Below are 13,052 nucleotides of genomic sequence, written 5' to 3' on the forward strand. Positions count from 1 at the left end.
TCAAGTAGTATCAAGCAGCATTGATCGGTAGGCCAGACTCCTCTATGATCACAGGCTGCCGCCAAACGTATCTCCACCCTCGATCGTCCCGCTTTGAAAACCTTTATAGAACCAGCTCTTGCGCTGCTCGGACGTCCCGTGCGTAAAGCTGTCCGGCACTACATGGCCTCTGGACCGAAGCTGGATGCTGTCATCGCCGACGGCACTGGCGGCCGTCAACGCTTCTTCAAGGTCACCCTCTTCGAGCAGGTTCCTGCCCTGCTCATAATGCGCCCAGACACCCGCATAATAGTCTGCCTGAAGCTCGAGCCTAACGGAATACTTGTTGTACTCCGTCTCGCTCAGCGTACGGCGCAGCCGGTCGACCTTATCACTTGTACCAAGCAGCTTCTGGACGTGGTGGCCGACTTCATGCGCGACCACATAAGCCATCGCAAAATCGCCGGGCGCCTGGAAGCGCTGCTTCAGTTCGTCGTAGAAGCTCAAGTCAATGTACAGCTTCTCGTCACCTGGGCAGTAGAACGGTCCTACAGCCGAACTGGCTGTGCCGCAGGCAGATTGTACGCTGTCCGTAAACAGAACGAGCTTAGGGTTTCGGTAGGTCATTCCGTTCTCGCGGAAGACATCTTCCCAGACCTCCTCCGTATCGGCCAGCACAACGGATACGAAATCGGCCAGTTCTTCTTCCTCAGCCGTTCCCTGGTAGTTACCCGCCGTCTGCGTTTGTGTTGTTGTCGAAGTCACTCCGTTCAACAGACTGCCGGGATTGCCTCCCAGCAGCATGACGATAATGACGATGACGATTCCGCCGACACCAAGGCCGCCGCCCAGCATCATGCCGCCTCCGCCGCTTTGGCCTCTTCGATCTTCAACATTGCGGCTTCCTTTTCTGCCCTTCCACTGCATGAATGTTCCTCCTTGATGTCGATTCCTGAATGGGTTCAAAGCAGCAAGAATCTTCCCTCTGCAGCAGAGAAGATTTTCTCCGCCTCGCTCTCTTCCAAAATATTAACCTATACAGCAGTGTACAACGCGAGACAGCACAAACAGGCTGCCCGAAACTACCCGGCAGCCTGTTTGAAAGAGTCGAAAAATGCTGTAATGCTTCTATTTTTCACTATTCGAAGCGGAACTCCGTAAAGCTGCTCATACGGTTCGCTTCTGTTCCAGCGCATCAATTCTCTCCAGAATGCGGCGCTTGCGGTACAGCATATTGGCCGCTTCCGACACGTCTCCCAAAGCTTGGCGATTGGCGAATGCTCCAAACACAATCCCGGCAACCGGCACAGCCTGCAGCAGCTTTTTCCAGCCCCAACTATCCCGGTACGTCGTAATCACTTCACGCCAACCCTGAATTTTTGACATGGCGGTAATGGCCGGAGGCAGCTTGCCGTCTTCGCCTGCCTTTAGATTCAGTTCCTCTAATACTGCTTGTTTGCCCACAAGATCAGAGGAAGCGAACTGCAGAACTTTAATGGCGAATACGCGCTCGGCCTTGTCGCTTGCTTCGTAACCGTAACAAAGTCCGATCTCCTGAATAACTTTGAGCGACAAGCCCAGTACCGCCGGAATGTCGGCCGCCAGCGTAAAGACGCCTCCTACTCCGGTTGTCGCACCCTGAGCTGTTGCCAGATTGCGACTTTCCCCGGACAGGCGTCCGGCCGCTTCGTCCATAACCACAAGCGGATAAGGTCCCGTTTCCGGTACTGCCCGTTTACGGGCGATATTCTCCAGCATACCCATAACTCGGCGGCGAGCGATCAGGTAACTGCCCCCGCTCTGTACGTAGTTGCCCAGTTCATCAAGCAGAGCACCGATTTTCTCATGAATGAATTTGGGTGTAACCTTATCAAGGATCTTGAACGGAATTCGAGAGATTCGGTCCCAAATCGATATTTTCCGCTGATCCTTCATCCACTTCTCTACCTCGACCAGCGCTGCCTGAAGCTGAGCGCGGCTGTCGGGTACAGGGTTCGACGGTTTGTGCTCGGTTTCGTCAGTCTGACGGATTTCGTCCATTTCTTTCGTCATACAATTTCCCTCCCGGCATATTCTGTCGCAATCGATATAGATTACCCATTATACGCACGAAGGGATCTTCGGTTACGAATATCTCAGCTGTCCTCCGGTAAGGCGCAGACCTCCAACCCAGTCAGGGAAGCCTCCATCTTCCGCAGCAGCTTCCCCCTCGAGTACACGCCGTCCGAGCTCTGACAGGGAAAAGCGCGCCTGAGTGAAGTCCGACTGTGACTGACCGTACTTGGGGAATCCGTTCGATCCGCTGCAAATCAACAGCGGATGCGATCCGGCAGTCATCAGTTCCAGATACCGCCAGAATTCGAGATCGCCTATTCCCAGCAGGGACAGTCTGCCGGAGACCTCCCGAAACAGTTCGCCCGGCGCGGCCGCGCCGGAGGCGGCAGCTTCAAGCGTCGTACGTTGAATGATGCCCAGACCGCTTTCGGGCGAAGGCAGTCTTGACAGATGCGCTTCAAACGCAGCATGAGCAAACGGCAGAGCCGAACTGTCCATCTTGAGAAAACGGGCATGTTCTTCCGGGTCGGGCGAGCTGTAAGCTTTCCAAAAACTTGAAGATAAAACATACTGCTCTTCACCGACCGGCTGCCACGTTCCAGATAGCGTCTTCAATTGATCGGCGCGAAGCTGTCCGAGTCCATGAAAACATTCAATGCCGGGGAATTCGCCGATGCACAGTAGACTGACCCGAGTTCTCCCTTTCTGTAACCGTCTGATTCGATCCAGCAGCAGAGTCAGCATCGTCTGGTCGAACAGATCGTGCTCGAACCAGAGCACGACTTCTTCATAATTTCCCAACCCCCGGAGCTTTCGCTCCTGTTCTGCACAGCCTTCCAAGTAGACCGAACGGGGGATACCCAGCTCTTTCTCCAAATAATCGGCCCGCGAGAACTTTGCCGAAGCCTCTTCCATATCGGCGAAAACCGGCCCGAACGGATACAGCTCACGCCAAACAAGAACTTCCCCCTGAATTTCCGCTTCGCGCAGCAGCGCGGCAGTACGATCTCCGTTCACAATATGCAGCATACCTTTTCCTCCTTCATAAAGATCACGGAACGCAGCGGAAAAGTTGGAAACATGAAGCGCGGATTTAAGACGAATTCGGGCGTCGAACAGCCTTTTTTTGAGTGCAGACTCCGACAGGTCCAGAAAACGGGCAATATCCCGGATCGAATAACCTTCAAAGTAGTACAGACGGACCGCAGTTCGTTGTCCTTCGGAAAGCTCATCTACCGAGTTGTACAGCTTCCTTTTCAGCTCGCGGAACTCTACAATCCTTTCTGTGTTCGAGCCTTCATCAGCTGCCCTCTCGGCTTCTTCTCCAATCGGCAGTGTCGAGAGTTGTTTGCGACGGAAAGGACGAACCGCTTTGCGTTTAACAATCGTTCGCAGCCATCCGGGAAAGGCTTCTGCATGCTCCAACCTTTTCAACCCATCAAAGACTTCGGCAAAAGCTTCCTGTACAGCGTCCTCTGCCAGTTGAACATCACCAATTCGCTCGTAAGCCACAGCGAAAGCCATCCCCCGATACTGCTCAAAGATATGTTCCCACGCAGCGGGGTCTCCCCTTTTCGCCTTTTCTATCCATTCATCCACATCGTTTCTCTCCTTTTCCTGCGCTCCTATATGTACAGTGCCGGTTAACCGTCTTTCGGTTACCTTATTTCCGTTCTCTAAGGCTTTTTCTAATATTTCTTGCTTTCATACCGATTAAGAGAGAGATAGACTATTTTAATTTTAAAGCTAAAGTACTATATATTGTAAAAGAGGGAACAATCATGCCTATTCTTACTAAAAACATCGCTACCCTTCTTTTTATTCTGTTCTTTGTTTTTTCCTATTATGCATGGGTTACGATATGGGATTATGATGAAAATATCGCGACTTGGGGAGGAAATATCCTGTCGCTGGCCGGCAGCTTAATTTCTGCTTTATGGTTAATGGGAGCTGCCAGACGGACATTCGGCGAGAAGCGAAAGTTCTGGATGCTGCTGTCGATCGGGTGCTTCAACTATTTTATCGCCGAAATTATTTGGCTGTACGATGAGAAAGTGCTCGGAATCGAGCCTCCTTCTCCCGGTTGGACCGATTTCTTTTATATTATGCAATGCATCTTCTATTTGGCCGCGTTTATCTATCTGTTCAAACGGTTGAAGAAAAGTTACGGAACCGTTAAATTGATCTTCGATATTCTGATTGTAATGACGGTTGCCGCCACTTTCAGCTGGCACTATCTGATTGGTCCTATTCTGGCCGATGTAGAAGTTCCGGATCTTACTCTCTTGGTCAACCTGTCCTATCCGGTCATTGATCTCGCACTGCTGTTTGGAGCTATGAGTCTATACTGGGGCACACGCGGCATGTTTCCCAAGCGGCTTATTCTATTTATTTTCCTCGGTTTAACTGCACAAGCTCTGGTCGATTCCGTCTATCTGTATCTGCTGTCTACCGAAACCTATGATTCTGGCAGCTCGATCGACCCGTTCTTTATGCTCTGCCTGATGTTGGTCGGCTACGCCGGTTTCCTGCAGCAGCCGGAGAAACGCAGTGAGCGGGTACAGAAAACGAAAATAGAAGAAATTCATGTCGAATCTATCGATATCCCTCGGATTACCCTGCCTTACCTGAACGTTATGGTTCTGTTTATTTTTATGATCTCCGGTTCGGCAGGCATTGACGCTTTTACAATCGGAACCGGCTTGTCCATTGTGCTTGTGATTGTGCGGCAGCTGCTGATCATATTGGAGAACCATCAGCTTGTACTCAGTTTGTACCGCAAAACCGAAGAATTGGAATTCAGCGAAGAACGCTACAAGTCGCTGTTCGAATATCATCCGGACGCCGTCTATTCGCTTGATATGAACGGCAATTTTGATAGCACCAACACGGCATCTTCGAAACTGCTGGACTGCGGACGTGAAGAGTTGATCGGTGTCTCTCATGCCGAATTTCTGGACAGCGAGAACCGCAGCGCAGCCGAGCGTTCTTTGGCACTGGCCAAGTCTGGATATCCTCAACGTAATGAAACTCAAATTTACAGCCGCAGCGGACGAATCAGTACCGTTAGCTTAACGCATATCCCCATTCGTGTCCGCGATCGGATTGTAGGAATCTTTGGCATCGGACGAGATATCACGGAAAATAAACGTAATGAAGAACGAATCCGTTACTTGGCCTACCACGACGTGCTGACCGGCCTATCCAACCGGGCGGCATTCGACGAACAGTTGAAGGCCGCGACCGAAATGGCTGGGCTGTCGAACGAGACGTTTGCCGTTGTCATGATCGATCTGGATCGTTTCAAAAATGTGAATGATACATTGGGCCACGATGTAGGTGATCGTCTGCTTGTTTCGGTCGCAGAGAGACTTAGACTCTGTGTCGGAGAATCGGATATGGTCGCCCGGCAGGGCGGAGATGAATTCACACTGATTCTGCGCAGTATCGACGGCCGCGAAGGAGCACGGGCTGCCGGCCAGCGAATTCTGGAAGCGCTGAGCCCGCCGCACTCCCTTGGCGAGCACGAGATCGTATCGCTGCCCAGTATCGGTCTATCCGTTTATCCGATCGACGACGTCACACCGGTCGGCTTAATGAAGAAAGCGGATATTGCGCTGTATCAAGTCAAATACGGTGGACGGGGACATTATCGTCTGTACTGCGAAGCCGATCCCGGCCTCTCCCGAAAGTTTCTGCTTGAAAAAGATCTGGGGCAGGCCATCGAAGAAGGTCAGCTGTTTCTGCATTACCAACCGCAGATTGAATCCGCCTCTGCCAAGCTGACGGGAGTCGAAGCGCTTATCCGCTGGAACCACCCTCAGTTGGGAGTTATACCGCCTACCGAATTTATTCCGATTGCGGAGGAAAGCGGACAGATCCTGACGATCGGCGATTGGGTACTGAAAGAAGCCTGCATGCAGGCCAAGCGATGGAGCGATGAAGGGCATCCGATCAAAATCGGCGTTAACTTGTCTCCGAAGCAGCTGTATCAGCCCGATATCGTAGAGCATGTACAAGCTGCATTGAGCGAGACAGGACTTTCCCCGGAACTGCTGGATCTGGAAATCACAGAATCGACGGCGCTGAGCAGACAGGACCTCGTACTGAGCAGGCTGCAGGGGTTGAAAGCACTAGGTCTGACGATCTCCATCGACGACTTTGGCACCGGTTATTCCTCCCTTTCTTATCTGGAGAGCTTTCCGATCGACAAGCTGAAGATTGCCCGGCAGTTTACCAGCAAACTTGAAAACCGTCAGGTCAATCGAAAGATCGTCTCCCACATCATCGACTTGGCCCGTACATTGGAAATCAATGTGATCGCCGAAGGCGTTGAGAACGAAAGCCAAGCCGCTATCCTGCGCGCGATCGAATGTGTGGAGATGCAGGGATTCCTGTTTGGACGACCGTCATCGGCCGAAGAAATTGGACGGCTTTTGGTGCCTTCTCCCCAAGAAGAAGCACTGGCCGATCATCCGGGCGCATGAAGAAGCCCTGCCGAATCCGGCAGGGCTTCTTTTCGCATCTCTTTTGATCTTTTTGCACTTCTTGCATCGTCTCATGCTTTTTTCATCGTGTGGTACCTTTTTCATCGTCTCGTACCTTTTGCATCTTATGTACCTTTGCCTCTCTTTGCCGTTCTTCTCATGATCGTTCCGTTCAGCGAACAGCGATATAAATAAGGACCTCGGCATTTTCGGGATCGAACTCCCGGGTGTCGTATTGTTCGAAATCTCCCGTATAGGCTCGTTGTTCGGAAGATCCTTCAAAATGGGCCCATATATCTGTCCAAGCTTCCGCGACCACCTGCCATACCGGACCGCGCCGAGTCTTGAACACCCGGTAGCGGCTCTCCGGTACCGATGCCCAGAAGCGTTCGTCCCCGAACGAATCTTCCTTATCGCTGGACGGCAGTGCGCTGGCTGCGGGAGCACATTGATGACCGAGCACAACCGTGTAGGCGCCGGATGCATCGCTCTCATAATCGGTATACAGAGCGTAGATCAGGTGCGGATCGCGAACTTCCGCTTCCTGGACAAATCCGCTTTGGTTATAAACCTGCCATAGTCCGGAGAGTCGTCCGTCAGACTCTGCTTCGTCTGCGTTTCTTGTGCGGACTGCGTAACCGGTTAATGTAAAAGCTTCTCGAGTAACAAAATCCGCATATTCGTTGTTCGTTATCGGGTTGAAGATATCGGCATTCATCAAAAATCTTCCTCTCTTCGATCAATTTCCTTTAATATATCGCCCTTTAGTGGACAGCTTACTGTCCAGGTTATCTATTTTCAGAAATTTCTCCGAAAGGATCTTTCGTTCATATACAGTCTCCCGTGTAGGCTTCGACGATTCCAAGTGCACGCCGTACTACTTCTTGTGCCACTTCGCGCGGCGACTCGACAATTACCCCGGTGCCATAGCTGAGCATCCTTCCGTAAAACCAGTCGTCCGCTGCAAACAACCCTTTTACTCTTATACTGCCGTCCGCAAGCTCTTCAGTCAGTGCCGTATCGAATTCATCCGTTACCCGCAGCCGCACTTCCGGTTGGAAGCGCAGCGACATTTCAATCCTTGGAGCCGGATCCCAATCATCGCTCCATTCGTAAGTATCCAGCGGCGGAGCCGGCTTGGGCAGGAACGGCTCGCCCGTCTCACACAGCTCCAGCATCCTGGACAGTCGGAAAATACGAAACTCTTCCCGCAGCAGACAGTATGCCTGCAAATACCAGATACCGCCTTTCATCAGCAGCATGGACGGCTCCAGAATGCGCCGGCTCTCGCTGCCATTCATATTCAGATAGCGAACCTCAACCCGCAGCGATTCCCGAACAGCGCTCCGCAGACGTTCAACCCGGCCTCGGACCGACTCGCTGCGTCCCCATGGATTAAAATCAAAAACTACCCCTGGTCCGCTCGCTTCGCCGCCGCTGCCGAGCAGGGCCTGCACTTTATCCGTCAGATCCGTAAAAGTCCGATCGTCCAACACGGTAGCCGCTCCTTTTACTGCAGTGCGCAGGGCGGCAATCTCTCCGGAACTGAGCATCTGCCGTCCAATCGTATACCGTTCCATCACTTCGAAACCGCCGCTCACCCCCTGATGCGATACGATCGGAATACCGGCACGGCACAGCGTCTCGATATCACGGTATACAGTCTTGGTGGATACTTCGAATTTCTCGGCTAACTCCGCCGCGCTGATTCGCTTGCGGTTCAGCAGCAGAATAGTCATTGCCAACAGACGGTCGATTTTCATTGCAGTCTCCTTCCCTTGCCCTCTGTTCTTTCTTGTCTTCCTCTATTGTAAGGCAAGTACAGGTTCCTGACAGGATGAAATATCACCTTTTCGGGGTAAACTTGCAACCGGCTTCCCCCATCCTTTACTATCAGGTGGAGGACATCACGGCGGGCGCCGGGCCCCCTGCCCTCAGGCCGTTTCTTTTCAACCGAATTGAAAGTCAATTTATCTTTCTGAAAATATACTATCATTTACATACTTATCACTTATACAAACGCCGCAATCGCTACCCAAATATTAGATAGGTACGTCCGGGAACCGGAATCCCGTCAAATTCAAAATTGAGGTGATCGTAATGGAGAATTGGATTACCAACTTTATGAACGATTGGGGTTACTTCGGGATCTTCCTGCTGATTGCGCTGGAGAATATTTTCCCGCCCATTCCGTCGGAGGTCATTCTGACCTTTGGAGGATTTATGACTACACAGACAGATATGAACATTGCCGGTGTCGTCATTGCCTCAACGCTTGGTTCGGTAGTGGGAGCCGGCGCTCTATATGCGGTTGGCGCCACTATGAAGCAGGAACGAATGGAGCGACTTATCGAGACACACGGCAGGTGGCTGCGGCTCAAAAAAGAAGATGTCGGCAGAGCATACGGATGGTTTAACCGCTTTGGAAAATGGGCTGTATTTCTCTGCCGCCTCGTACCGTTGGTACGCAGCCTAATCTCCGTTCCCGCAGGCGGTGTGCGCATGAATCTGGCCTCCTTCCTCATGCTGACCACGATCGGTTCCCTGCTTTGGAATACGGTGCTGACGTTTATTGGAAGTGCCGTTGGCGAATCGTGGGAAAGCGTCGTCGGTCAAATGGACAGATTCTCGAATATCGTCTATATCGTGCTGGGTCTGCTGCTTGTGACGGGAATTATATTGTTTGTCCGAAGAAGAAACCGTGAGGTAAAGAACGAATCATAACGCTTGGGAGTGTCAAAATTGCCGATGGGTGTTACTAAGAAATAAGCGCAGCGACCTTCGCGGCAGCGCAATTTTATAATCGGAGGTGCGCAGTATGGAAGCCATTACCGTTACAGCCGTTCTCAAAGCAAAGCCCGGAATGGAGCAGCAGCTGCGGGGCGAATTGATCCGAATGATCGGGCCGACCCGTGCCGAGAGCGGATGCTTGGAATACGTGCTGAACGAATCGATTGAGGATCCCCGTACATTCGTATTTTATGAACGTTGGGAAAGTCCGGCTGCCGTACAGAGTCATCTGGACAGCGAGCATTATCAGGAGTACCGACGGGCTATCGAAGAACTCGTCGAAAGCCGGGAAGTATATAAGCTTCAGCCGATAACTCCCTAAAGACAAGTATCGAACGGAACGTCTTGACTGTGCTGTCCACACATTTGCTTATAACGCCAAACTGCCCTTCGCCGAATTCGGCAAAGGGCAGTTTCTGTATGCTTCCTTTTCGGGTAAGAATGTTTCAGCTTGTAAATTCGTGAATGCATTTCGATGATCTTATAATTTGATGATTTTATAACAGGAAGCGAGAGGTGAACGATCACCATGTCCAGCGAATCCGAAACTCATTCAGCATCCGGCGCTCCATCCGAGCGATCGGATGGACGCGAGACTTTATACATCTCGCCGGCGGAAGAAGCTGTCGATGAAATGGAGCGTGTATCCGGTATTCATCCGGGTTATCGTCGTGCACATGCACGCGGCTTCTGCTGCCGCGCTTCGTTTCTCCCAAGCGGCAAAGCGGCTCCTTTTACAACCGCTCCGCATCTGCAGGAACATGAAGTAAAAGCGATTGTCCGCTTCTCGGGCAGCTCGACCGACCCGGCTTTGGCGGATCTGCTGTCGCCGGCCAAAGGCATGGCGGTTCAGTTCCTGCTCCCGGAAGGCGGACGTTCCACTCTCGTCGGCGTTACCGTACCGGTATTTTTCGCCCGTACGCCGGAGTCTTTCATGGAGATGCTGACGACGCTTAATCGGACCAAGACCGGACGGATGCCCAAATCCGAAGCACTGCGCCGCTTTGCTCGCCATTTTGGCGAGAGCCGTCAGAGCCTCTTGGCGCTTAAGCGATTGAAGCCGCCTGCCAGTTACGCGACCAATCTGTATTACTGCATCCATGTTTACTTCCTTGTCGACGAAGAAGGACGTCGCCGGCCAGTCAAGTTCGAATGGATTCCGGACTCGGGCGTACAGACCCTGTCGATTCACGATGCTGCCGCGATGCCAGACGATTATCTGGAACGCGAGATGGAGCTGCGGCTGCAGGCGCACCCACCTTCCTTCAAGCTCAGCATCGTATTTGGTGAAGAAGGCGATCCTACAGATGATCCCACCAAGCGCTGGCCGAGCAATCGGCGCCGTATTGACGCCGGGCGGCTTGTGCTGCTGGAACCGATCCCTGAGCCGCACGGTCTGATCATGGATCCAACTTCCATTACGGAAGGGATTGCTTTGTCCGATGACCCGATTCTGAATTTCCGGCGCGACACCTATGCCGAATCGCTGAAGAGACGCAGTGGAGGGCACTAGTTGTCCTACACCGAACTTTTCACCGCTGATCAGACCCTTCCAAGTGTTATCGGAACCGGGTCTGTTTGTCCTGCTTTTGCCGCATTAAGCTTCCAAATTCTGCGACCGGCGACCTGTTGACGATAAAATCAGCAGTTAAAAAGCCCGGCCCCAGATACGCTCGAACGGACGAATCGTACGCCGTTCTTTCGACCGGTCCAGAACCGCAAATACAACACGCTCAAAGTGATCGGCCCAGCCTTCTCCGTCCAGCAGACGCCGCCACCAGTCGGCGACGGAAGCCGGATCATTGCCGAATACTCCGCATCCGTAAGCACCAAGTACAAGTGTACGATCGCCCCGCTCGGCGAAGATTGCAAGCACCAGACGCATACGTTCGAGCATAATGGACTTAGCCAATTCGGGGTCTTCTCCCTTAAGAAGCACTTGGGCATAGTTGACCGCGGGCAGTGTCAATACCGAGGCGTACACGGGAGGGGCCGTAAGCTCTAAGCGATCGTCGCGAAAGAAAACAACATCAGGCGCATAAATGGCGTGATGGGTATACATCATGGTGCCGCTGGTCCGATTGGCATCGTAATAACGGGGATGCCGAAGCTGCGCGGCGTACAGTCCGCTTGCGATAGCAAGCTTCTCTTCCTGTGCGTTCGCTCCGTTTAAGAACCCTCCTCCCGGATTTTTTGCACTGGCAAAATTCAGCAGACCGATACGCTGTGAACCGCTTTCCGCCAAATCGCGCACTGTCTTGACCGCCGACTCGTTAACGACTCGGTAATCGATACGCGGACGCGACATTGTCGCTCCAACCTCGGTTTCTCCGCCCCCGTTCTTCGACCGTTTCCCTTTATCGAGTGCCCGTGCGATGGCTTCCCCTCGTTCAGGTGTGATCAGCAGGCTGTCTTCCTCTGTACGCCGCTGCGCTTCCCCAATCTCGATCCGTTCTCCCCGATAGACGTACGATCCGCTGCGTGCGATTTCTACCGTCTCGGCGGCAATACGTTTCATTCGATCACGTGCTGCCTCACGGCTGCCTTTTATTTGTCCGTTCATCCGTTCGTTCATCTTACCCTTTCTTCCTCCTTCAGCAGCTCTTCGAGCGTGTAAGTATCAGTAGTCGCCCCATTCTTCTCGTCTCCGTCTATATAACCTGGAAGGACGATGCCCCGCGTTTTCGGTATACCGATCCGTCTTCTCCACCAGTGGTTCCGCTTTGCGGCGAAAGGCTGCTTTCAGCAGTTCCCGATCCAAGATCGCTTCGTACACCTGTTGAAATTCTGTCAGAGTAAAAAATTCCGGCATCAAGTGCAGCGCCAGATCCGTCTTCTCTACTTGACTGCGCAGACGCTCGATCGCCATCGCAATAATCTTGGCATGATCAAACGCAAGTCCGCCGCCCTCTACAATCCGGTATTCTTCGGACGACGCCCGATTTGTTCGAGTACACCGCTGCTCAATGATTGCATTCAATTCGATTCCGTCAGCTGCCTCATTATTGTCCGCCCTTGCCGCCAGATTTAACTTCAGCTCATAGCGCCGAACATGCAGCATACCGCCCTCATCCAAGAGATTCCGGCTTTCTCCGACCATACGATAAGTCAGTCCAAACCATTCTGCCCGATCCGCATCGTCGCCGCTCTGAACGCTCATCTCCTGGCTGTCCACAAGCGCCATATAAGCGCAGCTCATCACCCAGGTACGCGGATCTCGCCCGACATCGCTGAACGTATGCAGCTGTTCCAGATACACCCGATCCACCCCGGTCTCTTCGCGAAGTTCTCTCGCAGCAGCTTGATCGGCCGTTTCGTTTGGGCGCACAAAACCACCGGGCAAAGCCCAATGTCCAAGGTAAGGGTGAGCGCCGCGTTTGATCAGCAGCACACGCAGCGAGCGTTCCGGCAGCCTGCGATAATTCTCTTCCTTTTCTCCCGCAACAGTAAAAATGACCATATCCGCCGCTACCGATGGACGTTCATAGTCGCCCGCATCGTACGAACCGAGAAACTCTTTCTCCGTCAGTCCGTCTTGATCGCGAAGTTCAGTATCTCTGTCGATTGGTTCTGCATCTTTCATTTTGTTCCTCCCGTCCGTCGGCAGATGGCTTTATTTAAAGTCGGATTGTTATATACACTCTGTTAATATCTAAAAGTTACTATTGATAATAAAAAGAAAGAGGAACCCTGTCAAGCTGCCCGCCTATCGAACAATGCATATGCATATTGGAGAATTCG

11 protein-coding genes are annotated in these 13,052 nt (G+C 52.4%); 4 read left to right on the top strand and 7 right to left on the bottom strand.

The annotated features are described in order from the left end of the window. Nucleotides 1-48: 48 nt before the first annotated feature. From ypfJ to F456_RS0115585, 3 genes are all read right to left on the bottom strand, one after another. Nucleotides 49-906, bottom strand: coding sequence for a KPN_02809 family neutral zinc metallopeptidase (gene ypfJ / locus F456_RS0115575; protein ID WP_018977979.1), 858 nt, complete (start codon nt 904-906; stop codon nt 49-51). A 240-nt stretch (nt 907-1,146) separates the two neighbouring features. Beyond that, on the bottom strand, nt 1,147-2,031 hold the full coding sequence (locus F456_RS0115580) for an EcsC family protein (protein WP_018977980.1): 885 nt from the start codon (nt 2,029-2,031) through the stop codon (nt 1,147-1,149). 72 nt (nt 2,032-2,103) lie between these two features. After that, nucleotides 2,104-3,633: a sigma-70 family RNA polymerase sigma factor gene (locus tag F456_RS0115585; protein ID WP_018977981.1), complete on the bottom strand. Its 1,530-nt coding sequence runs from the start codon at nt 3,631-3,633 to the stop codon at nt 2,104-2,106. A gap of 182 nt (nt 3,634-3,815) precedes the next feature. Here F456_RS0115585 and F456_RS0115590 point away from each other — a divergent pair, with 182 nt between their 5' ends. Further along, the gene (locus F456_RS0115590; protein WP_018977982.1) at nt 3,816-6,521 is read left to right on the top strand and encodes a putative bifunctional diguanylate cyclase/phosphodiesterase; all 2,706 of its coding nucleotides are present in this window, start codon (nt 3,816-3,818) and stop codon (nt 6,519-6,521) included. 172 nt (nt 6,522-6,693) lie between these two features. On the opposite strand, the gene F456_RS0115595 is transcribed toward F456_RS0115590, so the two are convergent. Both F456_RS0115595 and F456_RS0115600 read right to left on the bottom strand, forming a co-directional pair. Then, on the bottom strand, nt 6,694-7,239 hold the full coding sequence (locus F456_RS0115595; protein ID WP_018977983.1) for a GyrI-like domain-containing protein: 546 nt from the start codon (nt 7,237-7,239) through the stop codon (nt 6,694-6,696). A gap of 109 nt (nt 7,240-7,348) precedes the next feature. Continuing rightward, the gene (locus tag F456_RS0115600) at nt 7,349-8,284 is read right to left on the bottom strand and encodes a helix-turn-helix transcriptional regulator (RefSeq protein WP_018977984.1); all 936 of its coding nucleotides are present in this window, start codon (nt 8,282-8,284) and stop codon (nt 7,349-7,351) included. A gap of 337 nt (nt 8,285-8,621) precedes the next feature. Here F456_RS0115600 and F456_RS0115610 point away from each other — a divergent pair, with 337 nt between their 5' ends. The 3 genes from F456_RS0115610 (at nt 8,622) to F456_RS0115620 (ending at nt 10,824) form a co-directional block, all read left to right on the top strand. Further along, complete coding sequence (locus F456_RS0115610; RefSeq protein ID WP_018977986.1) at nt 8,622-9,245, top strand: DedA family protein; 624 nt, start codon at nt 8,622-8,624, stop codon at nt 9,243-9,245. Nucleotides 9,246-9,339: 94 nt separating this feature from the next. After that, nucleotides 9,340-9,633, top strand: coding sequence for a putative quinol monooxygenase (locus F456_RS0115615; RefSeq protein WP_018977987.1), 294 nt, complete (start codon nt 9,340-9,342; stop codon nt 9,631-9,633). A gap of 207 nt (nt 9,634-9,840) precedes the next feature. Further along, entirely contained in the window at nt 9,841-10,824 is a 984-nt protein-coding gene (locus F456_RS0115620) for a catalase family peroxidase (protein WP_018977988.1), read from the top strand. 135 nt (nt 10,825-10,959) lie between these two features. On the opposite strand, the gene F456_RS0115625 is transcribed toward F456_RS0115620, so the two are convergent. Both F456_RS0115625 and F456_RS0115630 read right to left on the bottom strand, forming a co-directional pair. Continuing rightward, nucleotides 10,960-11,886, bottom strand: coding sequence for a TIGR02452 family protein (locus tag F456_RS0115625; protein ID WP_018977989.1), 927 nt, complete (start codon nt 11,884-11,886; stop codon nt 10,960-10,962). A gap of 45 nt (nt 11,887-11,931) precedes the next feature. Next, nucleotides 11,932-12,894, bottom strand: coding sequence for an NUDIX domain-containing protein (locus F456_RS0115630; protein ID WP_018977990.1), 963 nt, complete (start codon nt 12,892-12,894; stop codon nt 11,932-11,934). Nucleotides 12,895-13,052 lie beyond the last annotated feature (158 nt).

The sequence above is a fragment of the Saccharibacillus kuerlensis DSM 22868 genome, assembly GCF_000378145.1.
Taxonomy (GTDB): Bacteria; Bacillota; Bacilli; order Paenibacillales; family Paenibacillaceae; genus Saccharibacillus; species Saccharibacillus kuerlensis.